The sequence below is a fragment of the Pseudomonas syringae genome (assembly GCF_002157375.1).
Lineage (GTDB): Bacteria > Pseudomonadota > Gammaproteobacteria > Pseudomonadales > Pseudomonadaceae > Aquipseudomonas > Aquipseudomonas syringae_T.
Genome location: NZ_MTSA01000010.1, coordinates 146,225 through 167,406 on the forward strand (window position 1 = coordinate 146,225; position 21,182 = coordinate 167,406).

The following is a 21,182-nucleotide window of genomic DNA, read 5'->3' on the forward strand; positions in this document are numbered from 1 at the left end:
GTAATCTCCTTCTCAAAGGCAATCGGCTCAAAATGCCGTCCGGACTTCACCGACCGCCCTCAAGAAGGAGCTTGTCTGCATGTTCGATTTCTCCGCCCGGCTCAAGCAGCACTTCGCTGCTTTGCAGAGTGAAGCGCAATTCTTTTCCGTACGTTACGTGCGTCGCACCGGCCAACAGCTATGCGTGCGCAAAAATGTGGCCGAGCCGCCCTCGCTGAGCAGCGACGAAGGCGCCATGCTGACCGTGCGCCTGAACGGCGTCGAAGCGTACGCAGCCACTAACGACATTTCCCGCCAAGGGCTGCAAGCGGCCCTGCAACAGGCCGAGACGCTGGCTCGCCGTCTGGCGCCGCATGCGCTGCTGGATCTGAGTACGCAAGCAGTGTCGACAGCCCGGGCCGACTACCTGTCGCCCAACATGGACCAGGCCTTCCCGCCGCTGAGCGACTGCATCGGCCTGCTGATGGCCGAGTCCAATGCAGTCCCGAAAGACGAGCGCCTGGTCAACTGGCAGGCCATTCTGGGGCTGGAAACGGTCGAGCAGCTCTATCTGAACAACGCGGGCGCCGAGGTTCGTCAGGCACAGCGTTTCGTTTTCCCGGGCATGAGCGTGACGGCCTACGACGGTCACGACAGCCAGACCCGCACCCTGGGCGGCCATAATTTCGGTCAGCAGGGCGGTCTTGAAGTGTTGAGCAACTGCGGGCTGATCGGCTCTGCGGCCAACGTGGCCGATCAGGCGTTGCAACTGATCCTGGCGCCCAACACGCCATCCGGCCCGCGAGACTTGCTGTTGATGCCGGACCAGATGGTGTTGCAGATTCATGAGGCCATCGGCCATCCGCTGGAACTGGACCGGATTCTCGGCGACGAGCGCAATTACGCGGGCACCAGCTTCGTCAAGACGTCGGATTTCGGCACGCTGCAATACGGTTCCAGCCTGTTGAACGTGACGTTCGACCCGGACATTCCCGAACAGCTTGCCAGTTACGCGCACGATGACGACGCCACCCCGGCGAGCAAGCAGTTTCTGATACGCGACGGCGTGCTGCAACGCCCGCTCGGTGGCGCGCTGTCGCAATACCGCAGCGGCATGGAAGGCGTAGCCAACAGCCGCGCCTGCAACTGGAATCGCGCACCTATCGACCGCATGGCCAACCTGAACATCGAGCCGGGCGACCGGTCCATGAATGACCTGATCGGCGATATCGAGCACGGCATTCTGATGTCGAGCAACCGCTCGTGGTCCATCGACGATGCCCGCAACAAGTTCCAGTTCGGCTGTGAATGGGGCCAGTTGATCGAGAACGGTGAGCTGAAAGGCGTGGTGAAGAACCCTAATTATCGGGCGATCTCTGCGCAGTTCTGGAAAAGCCTCAGTGCGGTCGGCGACGCCAGTACCTTCAAAGTGCTGGGCACGCCCAACTGTGGCAAGGGCGAACCCAATCAGGCGATCTGTGTCGGCCATGCCTCTCCGGCCTGTGTATTTGCCAATATCGACGTATTTGGAGGGGCTGCCTGATGCCGCACCAACAGCAATTCGAGGCGCTGGCCGCCACGCTCAAGGCTGCCATCAGCCCGACCGAACAGTTCACCCTGGCTTACGATGCCGAGGTGTCGGACTTTATTCGCTTCAATCACGGTCAGGTTCGCCAGGCCGGGCGCGTGCAGCAGGCGGTCGCCACCTTCAAGCTGATCGACAATGGACGCCACGCCAATCTGCAAGTGACGCTGTCCGGCGATACCGACATCGACACCCAGCGCCTGAGCGATGCCCTGCAACAGTTGCGCGACACCCTGCCGTCGTTGTCCGAGGATCCGTATCTGCTGCCCAATACAGAGGCCTGGCAAAGCAGCAACGTGCAGAACGTCCCACTGCCGGACAGCGCGGAAGTGGTCGGGCAGATCAGCGAATTGTCGCGTGACCTGGACCTGGTGGGTTTCTACGCTGCCGGCCCGCTGTACCGCGGGTTCGCCAGTTCCTGGGGGGCGCTGGGCTGGCATCAGGCCAACAGCTTCAATTTCGACTGGAGCCTGTTTCATGAGAACGGGCAGGCGGTGAAAGCCGGCTACGCCGGTCACGACTGGAACAGTGAGGCCTTTGTACGGCGCTTCGAGCAGGCACGCGAACAACTGGAGTTCCTTGGTCGCCCGCTGCACACCCTCGAACCTGGCCAGTATCGCGCCTACCTGGCTCCGGCGGCCGTGAATGAGGTCATTGATATGCTCACCTGGGGCGGGTTTTCCGCGCAAGCGCTGGCCAGCAAACGCAGCCCGCTGCAACGCTTGTACGACGGTGACGCCCGGTTCAGCCCGCTGATCAGCATTGACGAGCACGTCAGCGGTTCGTTCTCCCCTGCTTTTTCGCGGGAAGGTTATCCGCGCAAGGACCTGGCACTGGTGGTCAACGGTCAGGCTCGCGAGCGACTGGTGGACTCAAGCAGCGCCGCCGAATATGACCTGCCCGCCAATGGCGCGGATTACGGTGAAGGGCCTAACGCGCTGGACATGGCCGGGGGTTCGCTGGAGCTGGATCAGGTGCTTGAAAAACTCGGGACCGGCCTTTACATCAGCAACCTGTGGTACTTGAACTTCTCGGACCGGCCGGCAGCACGCCTGACCGGCATGACACGTTTCGCAACGTTCTGGGTCGAAGACGGCAAGATCGTCGCGCCGGTCAGCACCATGCGTTTCGATGACAGTGCCTACAGCCTTTTAGGCAGCGCACTGGAAGACCTCACCCGAGAGCGGGAACTGATCCTGCAATCGAGTACCTACAGTCAGCGCCAGACCGGCTCCATCCATTTGCCCGGTGCGCTGATCAGTCAACTCACTCTCACGTTGTAGCAGGAGCCTATGCCGAACTCAGCAGCGCCGATCATGGACGAAAAGACCCTGCGCTGGATGCCCTGGGTCATTGCCATCGCGTTCTTCATGCAAAGCCTGGACGGCACGATCCTCAATACGGCACTGCCGTCGATGGCGCGTTCGCTGGCAGAAGATCCACTGCGCATGCAGTCCGTGGTCATTGCCTACATGCTGACCATCGCGCTACTGATTCCGGCTTCAGGCTGGATCGCTGACCGGTTCGGCATCAAGCGCATCTTTTTCAGCGCCATTTTGCTGTTCAGCTTCGGTTCGCTGTTGTGCGCGCTGTCCTGGTCGCTGGATGTACTCGTGGCCGCGCGGGTGATTCAGGGGCTGGGAGGCGCGTTGATGGTGCCCATCGGGCGTCTGATCGTCTTGCGCGCTTACCCCCGGTCGGAACTGGTGAGGATCCTGGGTTTCATCACCGTCCCCGGTCTGCTCGGCCCGTTGCTGGGTCCGACACTGGGCGGCTGGATGGTCGAATACCTGAGCTGGCACTGGATCTTCCTGATCAATATCCCGGTCGGGCTGCTGGGGTGTTACGCGGTCAAACACTTCATTCCCGACCTGCCTGGCGGTGGCCGGACGCACTTCGACGGCATCGGATTCATCCTGTTCGGCACGGCGATGGTGCTGATCACCATTGCCCTTGAAGGCCTGGGCGAATTGCACCTGCCACACATGCGCGTGGTGCTGCTGCTGTTTGCCGGGATGGGTTGCCTGGCAGCGTACTGGCTACGCGCGGGGCACATCGAGTCGCCGTTGTTCGCCCCTTCGTTGTTCCGTACCCGGACGTTTGCGGTCGGCATCATGGGTAACCTGTTCGCTCGGCTGGGCAGCGGCGCCCTGCCGTTTCTGGTGCCATTGCTGTTGCAAGTGGCGCTTGGCTATTCGCCCTCTCAGGCCGGCATGAGCATGCTGCCACTGGCCGCCGCCGGTATGTTCGCCAAGACGGTGGCGCGCTGGCTGATCGAACATTTGGGCTATCGCCGCATTCTCACCGGCAATACATTGTTGCTGGGCATCCTGCTGGCAAGCCTGGCGCTGGTGGATATGCAGACACCGTACTGGGTCTTGCTGATACAACTGGGGCTGCTCGGCGCTGTGAATTCGTTGCAGTTCACGGCAATGAACACCGTGACCCTGATCGATCTGGACGACGCCAGCGCCGCGAGCGGCAACAGTTTGCTCTCGGTCGTGGCACAGTTGTCCCTGAGCCTGGGGGTTGCCAGCGCGGCGGCATTGTTGGGCGGCTTCAGCGAAGAAGTCGCCACCGGTGAAGTCAGCAGCATGCTGGGTGCGTTTCAGATGACGTTCCTGAGCGTCGGGGTGCTGGCGATGTTCGCGGCAGGGATTTTCCTGCAGTTGCCTGCCAAGGACGCAGAAACGCGCTCCGCACAGGCAGGCGTTCTCAAGAATGACGTGGAAGAAAGCTGATTCAAATGGCTGAAAACAGGGCTTTCAGGCCCGAAAACAGAGTATTTTAAGTAACCGACCAGATACATTGCAGAACCAGGACAATCGGCCGACACATTTATAGCACTAAGCCACCGTGGTCTCTTGTAAGCATGGGCCGCATGATGCAACCTTGCCGTACGCGAAAGCGGGTTTCTGCCCGTCGCGACTAGTATTCTGGAAGCGAGTTTGTTCATGAAAAGCCAAACCGATGCTGCCGGTAGATCCGCAGCCGAGGTAGTGACGCAATTGCCAGTGCCTTCGCGCCTGGGCATGCTGCGTTTCGAGCGGCTGAATGAAGCCAATTGGGCGCTGTTGTTTCTTGATCCAAACTGCGAAAAGCAGTTGGGGCTGCCCGCGGTTGACCTTTGCGCTCTGATTGGATCCCCTTATGCCAGTCTCATGGAGCCGGAAGTACGCTATCAACTGCACGATGACATCCAGCTGCAACTGGCGTCCTCTCCGAATTACCTGATTCGCTACACCCTGCACAGCCCGAAGGGGCCGCTTGGCCTGCTGGAAATCGGCGAAGGCTACCGGCAGCACAACCGGCATCTTCTGCGCGGTTATTTTCTGATCGTCGAGGGGCTCGTTGTCGAAAACGAGTCAGCCGCAGACTCCGATCTCGAAACCCGCAACCTCAGGCTGCAGATTGCGCTGGAGCTCAACCAGCGCGCCCAGCGTGACCAGTTTCCACCTGGAGCGCGTGCGCGCCCAGCAAGACCTGATCCTGCGCCTGACACGCCACCGTTACACCACCGCCAACACCCTGCTGGAAGCGGCGGAACTGATCACCCGAAGCGCCTGTGACATCTACGATGTCGATCACGCCAGCATCTGGAACCTCAACGACAAGCGTCTGGAGCCGATCACCGATTATCACCGGGAAAGCGGCCATTATCAGACCCTGTCGCCGATCGACATCAGCCCTTATCCGACTTATCTGCAGGCCCTGAACACCAGTCGCGCCATCGATGCCAGCAATATCCAGAAAGACCCGCGCACCCGTGAAATGGCAGAAGGCCTGAGGCCGGGTGAAACACGGGCCGTTCTGGATGCCAGTATTCGTATCGACGGCCAGGTCGTCGGCGTGCTCTGTCTTGAACAGTCCGGCGCGACACGCGACTGGCAGTCCGACGAGATTGCCTTCGCCGGCGAGCTGGCGGACCAGTTCGCTCAGGTCATCAACAATCACAACCGGCGTGCCGCCACCATTGCGTTGCACCTGTTCCAGCGCGCCGTCGAACAAAGCGCCAATGCCTTTCTGCTGGTCAACTGCAACGGCGTGGTGGAGTACGTCAACCCGAGCTTCACGGCGATCACCCAGTACAGCTCCGATGAAGTCTCCGGGCGCAAGCTCTCGGAGCTGCCGGCCCTGGAAAACCTCAACCAGTTGCTGCTGGAAGCCAACTCCAGCCTGACCAACAGCAACAGTTGGCAGGGCGAGTTCAAAAGCCGACGCAAGAACCTCGAACCCTACTGGGGCCAATTGTCGATTTCCAAGGTGTATGGCGACAATCGCGAGCTAACGCATTACATCGGCATTTACGAGGACATCACCCAGAGCAAGCTGGCCCAGCAGCGCATCGAGCGCCTGGCCTACACCGATAACCTGACCAATCTGGGCAACCGTCCGGCGTTCATCCGCAATCTGGACGAGCGCTTTGCCCGTGACACTGATACACCGATGAGCCTGTTGCTGGTCGACATCGACAATTTCAAGCGCATCAACGACAGCCTCGGCCATCAGACTGGCGACAAATTGCTGATCAGCCTGGCGCGTCGCCTGCGCAACACGCTCAGCCCGTCGGACGTCCTGGCGCGCTTCGCCAGTAATGAATTCGCGGTGCTGCTGGACAACACCGGGCAGGAAGCCGGGCAGGCCATTGCCAGCCAGGTTCTTGCCACGCTGGACAAACCGATGTTCGTCGACAACCAGTTGATCAGCGTGACCGGTTCGGTCGGCCTGGCCTGCGCGCCATTGCATGGCCGTGATCCACAGACCCTTATGAAGAATGCCGGCCTGGCCCTGCACAAGGCCAAAGCCAATGGCAAGCATCAGGTTCAGGTGTTCACTGAAGCGTTGAACGCCGAGGCCAGCTACAAGCTGTTCGTCGAGAACAACCTGCGCCGCGCGCTGACCCAGAACGAGCTGGAAGTCTTCTATCAACCCAAGCTGTGCCTGCTGACTGGCCGCCTGTTGGGCATGGAGGCGTTGCTGCGCTGGAATCACCCTGAAAAAGGCATGATTCGCCCAGACCAGTTCATCAGCGTGGCAGAAGAAACCGGCCTGATCATTCCCATCGGCAAATGGGTTGCCCGCCAGTCCTGCCGCATGAGCAAAGACCTCACCGCAGCGGGCTTCGGTCATCTTCAGGTGGCGATCAACGTGTCGCCCAAGCAGTTTTCCGATCCCGAGCTGGTGTCATCGATTGCCTCTATTCTCAAAGAGGAAGAACTTGACCCTTCGTTGCTGGAGCTGGAACTGACCGAGGGCCTGTTGCTGGAAGCCACTGAAGACACTCGCCAGCAACTCGACTCGCTGAAGAAACTCGGCCTGTCACTGGCCATGGATGACTTTGGCACCGGTTATTCTTCGTTCAGCTACCTGAAAAAATTCCCCATCGATGTGATCAAGATCGATCGCAGCTTCATTCGCGATATTCCGGATGATGAAGACGACATGGAGATCACCTCCGCGGTCATCGCCATGGCTCACAACCTCAAGCTCAAAGTGGTCGCCGAAGGCATTGAAACTGCCGCCCAACTGGCGTTTCTGCGCCGTCATCGGTGTGACGTAGGCCAGGGTTATCTGTTCGACAGGCCTATCCCCGGCGAAGAGCTGATCGAGAAACTGAAGCGCTACACCCGTCGCCCTCTGGCCTGACCACCTTCCCTGCACCCTGCTCTCTCGGGCACACTGTGGGTCTGTTATTACACGGCAGCCCTTGTTTCTGCCTGTAACGGGACCTATCTCTTTGTATCAACCCGTCCTGTTACCTGCTGCCCGTCTCACAACGAGAGGATATGGTTCATGACTCTGCGCTCGGAAATTCTTGTGAACAAAAACGTACTGCCTACCGCCGAACAAGCCATCCCGGGTCGTGAAACACCTATGGCGCTTCCGGAAACTCACTTCGTCAACGGCAATCCGTTGCTGGGGCCATTCTCGAGCAACGTGGAATTCGCCATCTTCGGCATGGGCTGCTTCTGGGGCGCAGAACGTCGCCTGTGGCAACAGGAAGGTGTTGTCAGCACCGTGGCGGGTTACGCCGGCGGGTTCACACCGAACCCGACCTACGAAGAAGTCTGCTCCGGCCTGACCGGCCACACCGAAGTGGTGCTGGTCGTCTACGAGCCTGAAAAGATCAGCTACGAATCGCTGCTCAAAGTGTTCTGGGAAGCACATAACCCGACTCAGGGCATGCGTCAGGGCAACGACATCGGCACTCAGTACCGCTCGGTCATCTACTGCACGACGCCTGAACAGCTCGCCACCGCCAAAGCCAGCGCTGACGTGTTCCAGGCCGAACTGAACAAAGCCGGCCTGGGCGGGATTACCACCGAAATCGAAGAAGCCCCGACGGTCTATTTCGCCGAGGCGTATCACCAGCAATACCTGGCCAAGAACCCGCAGGGCTACTGCGGCCTGGGCGGCACCGGGGTTTGCCTGCCGGCTTGAGCTGGCTGACTGGCAGGAAAAGGCAACTATGCCTTGTTAGCAGGATAAGTGGGAGCGAGCTTGCTCGCGAAGGCAATGGTTCAAACGCCCTGTTTTCGGGGACTGCACTGGCCCTTTCGCGAGCAAGCTCGCTCCCACAAAAGCTCATTCTACTTCGCCGAAACCTACCATCAGCAATACCTGGCCAAAAACCCGCAGGGCTACTGCGGCCTGGGCGGCACTGGGGTATGTCTGCCGGCTTGAGCTGGCTGACTGGCAGGAAAAGGCAACTATGCCTTGTTAGCAGGATAAGTGGGAGCGAGCTTGCTCGCGAAGGCAATGGTTCAAACGCCCTGTTTTCGGGGACTGCACTGGCCCTTTCGCGAGCAAGCTCGCTCCCACAAAAGCTCATTCATTGCTGCGCCTGGGAATACAGAACCTCTCGCACCCTTCGGGCTTCAGAGTGGTCACGGCTGGCTCAATTACTCGGCGATCAACCAGTCCATCTTCCAGCCGCCTTGGGTCTGGCCCAGCTTGTCGGCCAGGTACGGCATAAATTCGCGTAGTTCTTCTTCAAGCCCCCACGGCGGATTGGCGATAGCCAGGCCGGAGCCGTTCAGGCTCGCTGGCTTGTCCAGCGGATGGACATACAGCTCGACGCGTAGCAGCTTGGGTGCGCCGGTTTCTGCCAAGTCCTGATAGAAACGCCGCAGCAGGCGCGGGTCCTTGATCGGGTACCAGATCGCGGCCACCGTCTGGCGCATGCGCCCGATGGTTTCCTTGAGCGCTACAGCGCAGCGTTTCATTTCATCGAGTTGCTCGAACGGCGGGTCGATCAGCATGACGGCACGCTTTTCAGCGACAGGCAGCAAGGCGCGTGGCACGTGCCAGCCCTCCCCCAGATGCACCGCAACGCGGCGGTCGCCTTTCATGTTCTCCTTGAGCAGACGCCCGTCTTCAGGGTGCTTTTCGTTAAGCAACACACGCTCGCGCTCGCGAGTCAGGCGACGGGCCAGCTCAGGCGAACCGGGGTAGTAGCGCAGTTCGCCATCGGGGTTCATGTCGTGCAGCACTTGCAGGTAATCAGCCGCCAGCGCAGGCAGGTCGGGGGTGTTCCACAGACGACCGATGCCTTCCAGCCACTCGCCGGTGCGGGTGGCCTGATCGCCTTTGAGGTCGTACAGCCCGAGACCGGCGTGGGTGTCGAGGTAGGCGAACGGCTGATCCTTGCGCGCCATCAGGGCGATCAAGCGAGTCAGGGTCAGGTGTTTGAACACGTCGGCGTGGTTGCCGGCATGGTAGGCGTGACGGTAATTCATGGCAGCTCCTGGCAGGCTGCGCAGTTTAGCAAACCTGAGCAATGAACAAGAATTTGTAACGAATTTGCGGGACTCGTCTGTATCGCTTGAAGGAAATTTCCGAGAAACTCCCACGCCCTTGTGCCTGTCCGTTTCGATCTCTACTCTGCGCCCGTCGCTGCATATCCAGCGATGAGGATTAGTAGCCCTCGATGTGATTAGGCGCAATGCGCCACCTTATGCAAGGCGCTTTTATACGGCCTGCATCTTTATGGTGGCCGTGCGTGGGGCGTCTTCGGATGCACCGGTTCCTAATCACCGGGCTACTACCTGCGTGCGGCCGCCACCTTCGATTAGTAGCCGAAGTGACGACCTACTGATTATCGATTAGGAGTCTCACATGCTGAAAATCGTACCCGATCCACCCCTCTTCACGGCCAACCCGGACATCAACCATGAAGACGCACTCATGCACGCCAGTGACCTGCTGCGTTGCGCCATCACCAGCGCCGCGGAGTTCAGCGACAGCATGACAGGCACGCAGCGGGACATGACACTGTCGATCATGCACCTGACCGAGATGGCAAAGGTGATGGTCGACAGGACCATCGATAACCTTCAATCCAGCTGACCTCGCCGTGAACTGAAAACGACGCACCTGTAGTCAATTCTGCCATCCGCCCCTTTCAGGGGTTGCCCGTGGCCGGCTGTCCTACCAGAATCGGAAAAAGCCCGATCAAAGGAACAGACGCCATGATGCACGCAGACCTGATTGACCAGGAAGACCTGCTCGGCCAGCTCAGAGCACTGGGATTCGAAACACCGAGCGGCGCAACGGCTGAACAAGCCTGCGCACACGCCGTCTGCGGCCTCAACGCCGAACGCGCGACAGCCCTGCGACGCCTGATCGAGCAACTCCTGACCGGCAGCGCCACTCTACTCCCCGCCGTGCGCCAGGCCATCGACCAGCAACTGCTGCCCGCGCTGGCGGTTTACAGGCAGACTCAGAATGGGTCATGAGGTCGCAGCCAACTGCTGACTATGCGTCGCGGCGCATAAGGTGACGCAAAGCGCCAACCAAGGCATTACTGCGCTGGAGCGTGAGGAGCGATGATATCAACTGTCGTGTGGTGTTCCGCGTCCGATCCTGAACGTGCAGCGCGGTGCAATCTTGCGACTGGAGCGAGAGCGAAACGGGTTTGATGCCAACACGGAGGGTCGGTTCGAGATTTCAAGCATCGACAGCCCAGCTGCATTGGCTGCCGATGAAGGCTACAGGCGGGTAATGACTTGAACTGCAATCAATGTGGCGAGCGCAGCAAGGGCTCCAATAGCAAATGGCAAAAGCCCTATACGAGAGGCAAATGATTCTTTGGCACTCATGCGTGCATCCAGGTCGGCTATTTCACGACTGACGGATGAACTCACCTTGGGCGTTAAAGTATCCATGATTCGTCCTGTAGAAATATGGCACAGGCTATAGCGAGCCTCGTGAGAGCAATTTGAACCTTTCACCCGCAAATTTCAAGGATGGCATAGGTCCTTCGAACCCCGTCGATCAGTTCGGTGCGAGCAACTTGAGAATTGCGCTGCCTGCGGTTATGAGGCCTGCACCTACCAGAAACGGGTACCAAAACGCCTCTCGTTTCAATTTTCTGTCTTCTGACAGCAGCTTTCGTGTTTCTGCAACAAGCTTCCGACATTCCAATTGAAGCTTCTCAAGCTCCAGGTTGTGACGATCGTTTTGTAACATCACACGTCCTGTAGGTTGTCGGCACGGCTGCCCGCAATGCCCGAACAGATAATTATCTTTCAAGGCTAATCGTGTAAACCCTCTTTATGATACAGAACCAGACGGGTTCAAAGCGTACGAAAAAATCGCCTTAATACTCAATCCGCACATCGCCCTGCGGCACGCTGCAGCAGGACAGAATGTAGCCCTCTGCAACATCCTCATCCGTAATGCCGCCGTTGTGTTCCATTTCCACTTCGCCACTCAATTTCATGACCTTGCACGTTCCGCAGATGCCCATACCGCAGGCTTTGGGGATCATCAGGCCGAGTTTGGCGGCGGCGGCGTGGACGGTTTCGCCCGGGGCCACGCGGATGCTCTTGCCGGTGTCGGTGAACTCCACTTGATGCAGGTCGGCGATATCGACGTCCGGCGCGTCGGCAGCAATTTCGGCCTGCTCGACCGCATCGGCGCGGGCTTCGGCGGGTGTCGCGCCAAATGATTCTTCATGGTACTGAGCCATGTTGAAGCCGTTTTCCTGCAACAGACGCTTGACCGCTGTCATGTAAGGCGTCGGCCCGCAACAGAAGACTTCGCGCTCCATGAAGTCCGGGGCCATCAGCTCGAGCATTTTCTGATTCAGGTAACCTCGATAACCCGCCCAGGGTTCGCCCAGCCCGTGTTTTTCACAGACCAGGTGCAGGCTGAAGTTGTCGATCCGCGAGGCCATATGCTCCAGCTCGCGGTGGTAGATGATGTCCTTGGGCGAGCGCGCGCTGTGGACGAACACCATATCGACGTTGGCGTTGGTGTCGTAGAACCAGCGCGCCATCGACATCACCGGCGTGATGCCCACGCCGCCACTGAGGTAGAGGATTTTCGGGTTCGGGAAATCGATGGCGTTGAACAACCCGACCGGGCCATGCACCGCCAGCTCCTGCCCTTCGCTCAGGGTGTCATGCAGATAATTGGAGACCTTGCCGCCCGGCACACGCTTGACGGTGATCGAGAAACTGTACGGCACCGAGGGCGAACTCGAGATGGTGTATGAGCGCATGATCGGCAGACCGTCAATCTCCAGCTCCAGGGTCACAAATTGCCCGGGCTTGAAAAAGAACATGATCGGCTGGTCGGCCATGAAGCAAAAGGTGCGAACGTCCCAGGTTTCCTGAATGACTTTGACGACTCGTACCAGATGGCGCCCGTTAGCCCATGTCTGGGTCGTGACCGGGCTCAGGAAACTTTGGGACATACTCGATCTCCACGGCCGACTGTCGGCCTCTCATGCTGCGGATTCTGCGTAACGCGCGAGACGACCATTTACCTGCCAACGACATTCACGTACTTACCGCGACCAGCCCCGAGGAACAAGGCCTGTCGCGTCGGGAACGGATTCGGCCATGTCGCCCATGGATAAGGTTCGCCGCACGCCCGGCTCCACACTCGCCGACAGGGATTATCCGCATGAACGACTGATCTACTGTCTTGCGTGCAACGCGCCCCCCAACCGTATCAGCCACATTCGCAGGCCGCCCATGACGCGGTCATGAGGGATTTAACGATGGACGTCACCGCAACTTTGAGCCTGGGCGATCCGCTGGAACCTGCACGCAAGGCCACTGCAGACATGCTGCAGAATCGCGAGCGCACCTACTCGCTGCCGCAGCCGTTCTACAGTGATGAACGGCTGTTTGAAATCGACATGCAGGAAATCTTTCATAAAGAGTGGCTGATCGCCGGGATGACTTGCGAGATCCCGACCAAGGGCAACTACCTGACGTTGCAGATCGGCAAGAATCCGATCCTGGTGGTCCGCGGCCCGGACGGCGCAGTCAATGCGTTCCATAACGTATGTCGCCATCGTGGCTCGCGTCTGTGTACAGCCGAGAAAGGCAAGGTCGCCAAGCTCGTCTGCCATTACCACCAGTGGACCTACGAACTCGACGGGCGCCTGCTGTATGCAGGCACCGAGATGGGCGACGACTTCGACATGAAGCAGTTCGGCCTCAAGCCGGTCCACGTCAAGACCGCAGGCGGTTACATTTTCATCAGCCTGGCGGAGAACCCGCCGGCCATCGATGAGTTCCTGTCGACCCTTCGGCACTACATGGAACCCTATGACATGGAAAACACCAAGGTGGCGGTGCAGACCACCTTGATGGAAAAAGCCAACTGGAAGCTGGTGCTGGAAAACAACCGTGAGTGCTACCACTGCGGCGGTTCGCACCCGGAACTGCTCAAGACCCTGCTGGAATGGGACGACGTCACCGACCCGCGTGCCGATCAGGCATTCAAGGATCATGTGGCCGCATCCGCCGCAGCTTGGGACGCGGAGAAAATCCCCTACGCCCACGCCAGTTTCGGGCTGCGCAACCGCATCGTGCGCATGCCGTTGCTCAAGGGCACGGTCTCGATGACCCTGGACGGCAAGGTCGGCTGCAAGAAACTGATGGGCCGCATCCAGAACCCGGACTTGGGTTCGATGCGCATCCTGCATTTGCCGCACTCATGGAACCACTGCATGGGCGATCACATCATCGTGTTCACCGTCTGGCCCATCAGCGCGCAGGAAACCATGGTGACCACCAAGTGGATTGTCCACAAAGATGCAGTAGAAGGCGTGGACTACGACGTTGAGCGCATGCGACAGGTCTGGGATGCCACCAATGACCAGGACCGTCGCCTGGCCGAAGAAAACCAGCGCGGCATCAACTCCACCGCCTATCAGCCCGGCCCTTACTCGAAAACCTATGAGTTCGGCGTGGTCAACTTCGTTGACTGGTACAGCTCGCGCATGCTGGAAAACCTTGGGGCAGAGCCTGCGCCTTATTTGAAGGGTGTGGCGGTGAATCACGAGTAAGGATTGCCCCTACCTTTTTACTCTTGCTCGGGACGTTCGCGTTTCTTGTCGATACCGGCATTTCTGACAGTTACGCGAAACTCCTTCCCATGCTCAACTTGAGTCGCGGTGAATCGAATGCCTCAGGCACGATGGCCGGCGATTATCAGAGCTGTAGGACTGCTGAAATAACCAGACCCAAGGATCGGGCTGGACCGCGTGCCTGAAAACACTGTGTACATCCAACGGACGGAGACACGAACCATGCTCAACCCTAACGTCATAAAGCAATATAAAAACAAGAAAATCGATGCAGCCTCTGACATGCCGGACATCAGAGGCAAGAAGATACTGATGGGCTTCTGGCATAACTGGGGTTCTGAACCGGGCCAGGGTTACCAGCAGGGTCTGTTCAAGGAAATGGCGCTGACTGACATTCCAAAAGAATATAACGTTGTGGCCGTGGCGTTCATGAAAGGCGCTGGCATCCCCACCTTCAAGCCCTATAACCTGAGCGACGCTGACTTTCGCGACCAGGTGGCGCAACTGAATGCGCAAGGCCGTGCGGTGCTGATTTCCCTCGGCGGGGCTGATGCGCATATCGAGCTATGCACTGGCCAGGAAGAAGCGCTGGCGTATGAAATCATTCGTTTGGTTGAAGTCTATGGCTTTGACGGTCTGGACATCGACCTTGAGCAAGCCGCCATTACGTTTGCCGATAACCAGACCGTATTGCCAGCGGCACTGAGAATGGTACGCGAGCATTACGAAACCGAAGGGAAGCATTTCATCATCAGCATGGCACCGGAGTTCCCCTACCTGAGAGCCCCTCAAAAACTGGCGATCTTTAACGAGATCAGGAAGTACTTTCCCTTCCTGAACCCGCTGGTGTCGTTTCTTGAATCGCTTAGAACCCAAGGTGCGTACATCAAATATATCGAAGCGCTGGAGGACATTTACGACTTCATCGCACCCCAGTATTACAACCAGGGGGGTGACGGTGTCTGGGTCGATGAGCTGAACATGTGGGTCACTCAAAGCAACGATGCCCTGAAGAAAGAGTTTCTTTACTACCTGACCGATAGTTTGATCCACGGTACACGTACCTACACAAAAATCCCGGCCGACAGGCTGGCTATCGGTCTACCCACCAACAGAGACGCCGCCGCTTCCGGTTACGTGATTGATATTAATCACGTCAAAAATGCACTGAAAGAGCTGGAGGACGCTGGTAATCCTATTCGCGGTCTGATGACCTGGTCAGTCAACTGGGATGCCGGAAAAAACAAGGCAGGTGAGGAATACAACTGGGAATTCAAGAATCGTTATGGCTACTTGACCGGAGGTGAGACGCCTGTGCCTGACACACCGTCAGTGCCTGCCGGCCTCAAATCAACCGAACAGACTCCGACATCGGTGACACTGAGCTGGTCGCCCTCGACAGGCGCGCACCCGATCCGGCAATACGAGTTGCGCCGCAACAACAGCGACGCCCTGTTCTCGGACAGCCCAGCTTACACTGATACCGGCCTTCAGCCTGGCACCACTTACAGCTACCAGGTGCGTGCGATAGATGTCATGGGCAACACCTCTGCATTTTCCGCAGCGCTCAGCGTACTGACGCAGGGGCAAGGCGGAGGTAATACAAAACCGACCGCGCCCGTTTTGAGCCTTGAAGAGGTCACAGAAAACAGCGTAACGCTGACATGGACGGAGTCCACCAGTAACAGCGAAATCAAAACGTATGTCGTTGAACGGGATGGCTGGCCTTTAGAAATAACCTGGAGTATCGAGACTCGCTACGTCGATAACAACCTCATTCCCAGTACCAACTATGAATACCGCGTCTTTGCGCAGGATGCCGAATCTGAGTATTCACCGCCCGGTAATTTGCTGAAGGTCCGGACCGGTGACGGCCCGCCTGTACCCCTCAACCCCCCAGAGCCTGATGACTTGAGATCAACCGTACAGACCACATCGTCGGTGACGCTGGAGTGGAGCCTTGTCGAACACCCTCATGGTCCGGTTGTCTATGAACTGGTCAGGGATAAGGTCCCGCTGGGTACAGTCGAAAAGCCTCCTTTTACCGACACAGGGCTCTCGCAAAGCCACCTGTATGGTTATCAGATCAAGGCAACGGACAGTCTGGGGAACAGTTCCATACTGTCTGAAGAAATCCTGGCGACAACCAAGAGTGTGCCATCTCCTGATCGGCCTAACCCTCCTGAAAACCTGCGTCAGACAGGCGCAACGGCGACCAGTGTTTCATTACAGTGGGACAAGCCTCAAAGCCCCTCGAAAAATGGGAACACGCTCTCAAGCCCTACTGAAGTAGCGTCTTACCATGTTTACTACATCGGCGGTAAAACAGTGAATCTTGATTCAACGACGTTCACGTACACCGCTGAAGGGCTGACCGCTGGCAAGATGTACCAGTTTTTGATAGGCGCGCGGAATATAGACTCAGACCTATCTGGCCCCAGCAATGTTGTGCAGGCGTTCACCAGCGCGGCATTGGACGAGTGGGCACAGAATGTTGAATACGTGAAAGGCGATAAGGTGACGTATAACGGCGCTACTTATATCTGCATCAATCCTCACCGCTCACAATCAGACTGGGCGCCAGGCAGTGCGCCGACCTTATGGGAGCTCTGGGTAGAGAAGGTGTATCGCGACCTCCCAAAAGAATGGCAGTGATCCCGGTACTGACACATGCCTGCCGTAATCGCTCATGAAAAGGGCGCGGTAGCGCAATGATGAAGCGACTTATCCACAGAGCCTCAGGGTATTCATGGATAAGTCGTTTTTTTAAGGGCCAGATAGCTCGGAGATCAATGGTTTATCCGAGCTACTTTTCAGGCAAGCCGCTGTCTATTTTTTGCTCAAACGGCTGCAACCGGCGTTTTTAGTGGCGTACAGAAGAACGCAAACACCTTATCCACAGAGACACCAACAGGCTTTGGGCATAACTTTATAAACGCAAGCGCTGCTGTGGACAACGTTCAGAATGGCTGGAAAGAATGCGACTGAATGAATACGACACCCTCAGCGCCAAGCCCTGATCACTTTTTGAACGATTCTTTAGAAGCCTCTGTTTAAAAGGCTTCCAGACGACCATGAACAACTTATCAACAGGCAGGCCAACAGGGATTGTGGGCAAGTCAGACGTACTTTTTGTACAGCCTCCGAAAAAAACCAATAAAAATAATGGCTTAAGCTGATCGTTTTTTGAACAGCATGACACAGACCACGTTTTACAAGGGCTTCAGGCTTTCACAAACATATTATCCACAGCCGCACGCACAGAGATTGTGCGTAAGTGCAGCGAAGCAACCGCGCCTCACCTCAAAACCCCCTCATCGACCAACAGTTTCAGGATGGCAGCCGCTCCTTCATCAGGGTGTACGCCCTTCAACACCTGCCCACCGCCCCCACTTGCCTTGGCGGTGGCCGCTTTCATACGATCAGCACCGCTCTTGGCCTTGATGACTTTCAGACGTTTCGGCCGTGGCCTGGCGGCTTGCAGCGCGTGGTCAGTGAATAACTCATCGACCACCCTTTGAGTCTCACTGACGTCCAGCGCGCCGCGCTGCGCAGGGCCGAACGCACTTTGTCGGGGTTTGGGAGCTGCGTTATCCACAGTTGCCACAAACGGCAAGCGAACCTTGAGGCGGCGACGTTGACCACGCGGCAGGGCTTGCAGCACCAGCGCAGTGCCGTTATCCAGTGACTCGACCTCTGCCAGCCCTGTCACCACTGGCCAGCCGAGGCCCTCGGCCAGCAGAAATGGCAGCATGCCAGAGCCTTCACCGGTTTCAGCCTGGCTGCCGGCCAACACCAACTGCGCACCCGAGTCGCGTATGTACTCCGTCAACGCGAACAGTGCATCGTCACCGTCTGCCTGCTCAAGCACATGCAGCTCGCTCAAGCCCATTCCCAGGTAGGCGCGCAAGGCGGGTTCTTCAGGATTGCCGGCATGCAACACTTGCAAGTTATCCCCAGCCAGCTGCAAGCCAAGCTCTACTGCGCGTGCGTCCTGTTCAGCGCGTCGCGCCCGACCGGATGTCGGGTGCGCGCCCACAGAAACAAGGCCGATGACGGACACCGCCGGTTTATCCACAGACGAATCATTCAGTTCAGGCTGCATCACGCGTCTCCCCGTTACGCCATGCGTCGACCGCTGCGATCAAGGCCCTCAGGATGTCGGCACTGTCACCAATCACTGACAAGTCAGCACGCTTGATCATGTCGCAGCCTGGGTCCAGATTGATCGCAATGACCTTGTCGCAGGCACCGATACCTTGCAGGTGCTGGATGGCCCCGGAAATACCCACAGCCAGATAAACCCGTGCCGTGACCCACGTGCCGCTCGCGCCCACCTGACGCTCACGTCCCATGTAACCGTCGTCCACCGCCACCCTAGAGGCACCCTCAGTTGCGCCGAGCGCCATCGCTGTGCGGTGAAAAAGATCCCAGTCCTTGACGCCATTACCGCCCGACAGAATGAACTCTGCTTCAGCCATGGGGATAACGGCAGGATCGACAGCAACCGCGCCAAGGTCCTCGATACGCGGCAGGCTACGCGCCACGTCTGTGGATAACTCGACGGGCAATGCTTCATGCCGGGTTTCGCTGACAGGCTCGGCGCACTCGACAGCGGCCAGAATGAGACGTGCCAATGGCCGAACCAGGTCTTCACGCCCTGCCCCGGCGCGACTGATGCACTGTTGGTCTTTGATCTGCCAGACGCGCGTCGCGGGGCGCTCGCCGAGGCTGGCTGCAAAACGTCTTCCCAGTTCGCCACCGCCAGTGCGGCTGTCAGGAAGTAACCAGTGCCGCGGGCTGAACTGGTTATCCACAGCACACAGCCCTTGCACACGTTGCTCAGGTGAATAACCGCTGAACGCATTGCCGTCGAGCAGCAACAGGCGATCCACCCCCGACGTATCGAACGCGGTCTCTTTATGTTCGCCGAACACAACCGCCAGCACTGCGCCGTCGGCACCCGCCAACTGGCGCGCCAGGCCCAGCAGGTCGCGGTCATGGCTGGTCAATCGACCGCCGACCATGTCGGGAACAACGCTGATGTAGAACGCTGGCTCGGCCACCGCGAACAGCGGCAGCTGGACCTCGGCTGCGACCGAGCGCCTGACGGTGCCGCCCTGTTGCGCGCCACTGCGGTCGATGCGCTTGATACCGTTCGGCCCCATGAAGCCCAGGCCATGCACGTTCTTGCGCATCAACCCGTTTGGCCCCATCCAGCTGCTTTGCGCAGGTTGCATCGCCGCGTGCAGCGGGTGCAGACGATTGCGGGTAATCCATTCGGCCCGCGGATCGCGGCGGATAATATCGCTCATCAGAGCACCTCCGCAGGTTCACGTTTTGCAGAGGCCGGGCTGGGGATAACGTCATCGATCAGCGCGTCAGCCACCAGTTCGGCAATGTCCTTGATGGGCGGACGCGGTTCGACAACACCTTCGAGCATGGCCGTGCATTGTGGACAACCCACTGCCACCAGCTCGGCGGCGGTCTCGCGAATGTCTTCCATGCGCATGTCGGGAACTCGCTGTCTGCCGGGGATATCAGTAATGGGCGCGCCGCCACCGCCACCACAGCAACGAGAGCGAAAGCCCGAGCGCTGCATTTCCTGGAGGTCGATCCCGAGCGCACGCAGCACATCGCGTGGCGCTTCATATTCGCCGTTGTAACGGCCCAGGTAACACGGGTCGTGATAGGTCACGCGGGTGCCTTTGTGCTGACTCAGGTTCAGTGCGCCGCTCTTGATCAACTCAGCCATGAACGTGCTGTGGTGCTGCACCTGATAGTCGCCTCCCAGCGCGCCGTATTCGTTTTTCAGCACATGAAAGCTGTGCGGGTCGCAGGTGACGATGCGCTTGAAGCGGTAGTGAGCCAGGGTCTGGATGTTGCGGCGGGCGAGCATCTGAAACGTCGCTTCATCGCCCAGACGTCGTGCCACGTCGCCACTGTCCCGCTCTTCGAGGCCCAGCACGGCGAAATCGACCTTGGCCGCTTTGAGGACTTTGACGAAGGCACGCAGGGTGCGTTGATTGCGCATATCGAAGGCGCCATCGCCGACCCAGAACAGCACGTCAGCGGTCTTGCATTCGCTGAGCAGCTTCAGGTTCAGATCCGCCGCCCAGTTCATCCGCCCGCCCGGTGCGAAACCGCCGGGGTTGTCGGTGGCGATCAGGTTATCCAGTACTTCGGCGCCCTTGTTCGGCGTCGCGCCTTTTTCCAGGGTCAGGTAACGGCGCATGTCGACGATGGCATCAACATGCTCGATCATCATCGGGCACTCTTCGACACACGCACGGCACGTGGTGCAGGACCACAACGTCTCGGCGTCCACCAGACCGTTGACGATAGGCTGATGCGGATGGCCGCCATGCTCGCCCAGCGGCTTGCCTTTGCCGTCCAGCGATGGATACGGGCTGCCGGCGAATTTCGCGTCGGTGCCACCGGCCAGACCGACGACCATGTCCTGAATCAGCTTCTTGGGGTTCAGCGGCTGACCTGCCGCAAACGCCGGGCACGCGGCTTCACATTTGCCGCACTGTACGCAGGCGTCGAAGCCCAGCAGTTGATTCCAGGTGAAGTCTTGAGGTTTCTCCACACCCAACGGAGCAGTCCGGTCGTTCAGGTCCAGCGGTTTCAAGCCGGTGGAGCGTCCGCCGCCAAAGCGCTCGGCGCGCCGGTGCCAGGCCAGGTGCAAGGCACCGGCAAAGGCGTGCTTCATCGGCCCGCCCCAGGTCATGCCGAAAAACAGTTCGCTCACGCCCCACAGCACGCCCAACCCAAGGACGACCACCAGCACCCAGCCGCCGAAATGCTCTGGGAGAATGCCGGCAACCGGCAACGTGACCAGAAAAAAGCTCGCGGAAAACGCCATCAGGCTTTTCGGCAGGCGCATCCACGGGCCTTTCGACAGGCGCGCAGGCGGGTTGAGACGACGACGGTAGACAAACACCGCGCCGACGAACATGACCGCCGTCATCAGCAGCAGCGCGTAGCCAAGCACGCGGTTATGCAGACCGAAACCATGCACCAGAATCGCCAGCACTATCGAGGCGACGGCTCCGCCCGCGGTGGCTACGTGGGTGTTGGCGATATATTTGTCGCGTGCGACCACATGATGGAGATCGACCATGTAACGCTTGGGCATGGCCAGCAGACCGCCGAGCAGATCGACTTTCGCAGGCCGGCCGTTACGCCACATGTTTACCCGCCGCCATGCGCCCAGCGCCGCGAGGGCCAGGGCGCTGAACAGCAGGATGGGAAGAAGGGTGTCTAGCATCTGAAGCTCCAAAG

Annotated in this window: 15 protein-coding genes and 2 pseudogenes; 10 read left to right on the top strand and 7 right to left on the bottom strand. The window is 58.8% G+C overall.

Annotation, left to right across the window (positions count from 1 at the left end; genetic code table 11):
- The first annotated feature begins 79 nt into the window (after positions 1-79).
- The 6 genes and pseudogenes from BW686_RS14590 to BW686_RS27140 form a co-directional block, all read left to right on the top strand.
- A complete protein-coding gene (locus tag BW686_RS14590) occupies positions 80-1,522 on the top strand; it encodes a TldD/PmbA family protein (RefSeq protein WP_084917937.1) in 1,443 nt (480 codons plus the stop codon).
- The gene (locus BW686_RS14595) at positions 1,522-2,847 is read left to right on the top strand and encodes a TldD/PmbA family protein (protein WP_084917939.1); all 1,326 of its coding nucleotides are present in this window, start codon (positions 1,522-1,524) and stop codon (positions 2,845-2,847) included. Before BW686_RS14590 ends, BW686_RS14595 begins: the two co-directional genes overlap by 1 nt.
- Before the next feature lie 9 nt (positions 2,848-2,856).
- On the top strand, positions 2,857-4,305 hold the full coding sequence (gene mdtD / locus BW686_RS14600) for a multidrug transporter subunit MdtD (RefSeq protein WP_084917941.1): 1,449 nt from the start codon (positions 2,857-2,859) through the stop codon (positions 4,303-4,305).
- A 213-nt stretch (positions 4,306-4,518) separates the two neighbouring features.
- Positions 4,519-7,210 (top strand): annotated as a pseudogene (locus BW686_RS14605) (sensor domain-containing phosphodiesterase).
- Positions 7,211-7,357: 147 nt separating this feature from the next.
- On the top strand, positions 7,358-8,005 hold the full coding sequence (gene msrA, locus BW686_RS14610; protein WP_084917943.1) for a peptide-methionine (S)-S-oxide reductase MsrA: 648 nt from the start codon (positions 7,358-7,360) through the stop codon (positions 8,003-8,005).
- 147 nt (positions 8,006-8,152) lie between these two features.
- A pseudogene (locus BW686_RS27140) lies at positions 8,153-8,248 on the top strand (peptide-methionine (S)-S-oxide reductase); the annotation flags it as partial.
- Positions 8,249-8,466: 218 nt separating this feature from the next.
- Here the strand turns inward: BW686_RS27140 and BW686_RS14620 are convergent.
- Positions 8,467-9,303 carry a 23S rRNA (adenine(2030)-N(6))-methyltransferase RlmJ gene (locus BW686_RS14620; RefSeq protein WP_084917947.1) on the bottom strand — a complete coding sequence of 279 codons (837 nt, stop codon included), beginning with the start codon at positions 9,301-9,303 and terminating at the stop codon, positions 8,467-8,469.
- A 379-nt stretch (positions 9,304-9,682) separates the two neighbouring features.
- Between BW686_RS14620 and BW686_RS14625 the strand changes: the two genes are divergently transcribed.
- Both BW686_RS14625 and BW686_RS14630 read left to right on the top strand, forming a co-directional pair.
- Entirely contained in the window at positions 9,683-9,913 is a 231-nt protein-coding gene (locus tag BW686_RS14625; RefSeq protein ID WP_084917949.1) for a DUF6124 family protein, read from the top strand.
- Between the two features lie 122 nt (positions 9,914-10,035).
- Positions 10,036-10,302 carry a hypothetical protein gene (locus BW686_RS14630; protein ID WP_084917951.1) on the top strand — a complete coding sequence of 89 codons (267 nt, stop codon included), beginning with the start codon at positions 10,036-10,038 and terminating at the stop codon, positions 10,300-10,302.
- A gap of 252 nt (positions 10,303-10,554) precedes the next feature.
- Here the strand turns inward: BW686_RS14630 and BW686_RS26845 are convergent, their stop codons facing one another.
- The 3 genes from BW686_RS26845 to gbcB form a co-directional block, all read right to left on the bottom strand.
- Positions 10,555-10,731 carry a hypothetical protein gene (locus BW686_RS26845; protein ID WP_179149270.1) on the bottom strand — a complete coding sequence of 59 codons (177 nt, stop codon included), beginning with the start codon at positions 10,729-10,731 and terminating at the stop codon, positions 10,555-10,557.
- 109 nt (positions 10,732-10,840) lie between these two features.
- Entirely contained in the window at positions 10,841-11,035 is a 195-nt protein-coding gene (locus BW686_RS27145; RefSeq protein WP_084917953.1) for a hypothetical protein, read from the bottom strand.
- Positions 11,036-11,165: 130 nt separating this feature from the next.
- Positions 11,166-12,266, bottom strand: a complete 1,101-nt coding sequence (gbcB, locus tag BW686_RS14640; protein WP_084917956.1) for a glycine-betaine demethylase subunit GbcB — start codon at positions 12,264-12,266, stop codon at positions 11,166-11,168.
- A 309-nt stretch (positions 12,267-12,575) separates the two neighbouring features.
- On the opposite strand from gbcB, the gene gbcA reads away from it, so the two are divergent.
- Together gbcA and BW686_RS14655 are read left to right on the top strand one after the other, a co-directional pair.
- A complete protein-coding gene (gene gbcA, locus BW686_RS14650; protein WP_084917958.1) occupies positions 12,576-13,874 on the top strand; it encodes a glycine-betaine demethylase subunit GbcA in 1,299 nt (432 codons plus the stop codon).
- Between the two features lie 243 nt (positions 13,875-14,117).
- The gene (locus BW686_RS14655) at positions 14,118-16,550 is read left to right on the top strand and encodes a fibronectin type III domain-containing protein (protein WP_084917960.1); all 2,433 of its coding nucleotides are present in this window, start codon (positions 14,118-14,120) and stop codon (positions 16,548-16,550) included.
- Between the two features lie 643 nt (positions 16,551-17,193).
- Here BW686_RS14655 and etfB read toward each other — a convergent pair.
- Genes etfB through dgcB form a run of 3 tightly spaced genes read right to left on the bottom strand, consistent with a single transcriptional unit; the run spans position 17,194 to position 21,168 of the window.
- Positions 17,194-18,000: an electron transfer flavoprotein subunit beta gene (gene etfB / locus BW686_RS14660; protein WP_084917962.1), complete on the bottom strand. Its 807-nt coding sequence runs from the start codon at positions 17,998-18,000 to the stop codon at positions 17,194-17,196.
- The gene (etfA, locus tag BW686_RS14665; RefSeq protein ID WP_084917964.1) at positions 17,990-19,210 is read right to left on the bottom strand and encodes an electron transfer flavoprotein subunit alpha; all 1,221 of its coding nucleotides are present in this window, start codon (positions 19,208-19,210) and stop codon (positions 17,990-17,992) included. The genes etfB and etfA overlap by 11 nt, the downstream gene beginning before the upstream one ends.
- Positions 19,210-21,168: a dimethylglycine demethylation protein DgcB gene (dgcB, locus tag BW686_RS14670; protein ID WP_084918089.1), complete on the bottom strand. Its 1,959-nt coding sequence runs from the start codon at positions 21,166-21,168 to the stop codon at positions 19,210-19,212. The genes etfA and dgcB overlap by 1 nt, the downstream gene beginning before the upstream one ends.
- Positions 21,169-21,182 lie beyond the last annotated feature (14 nt).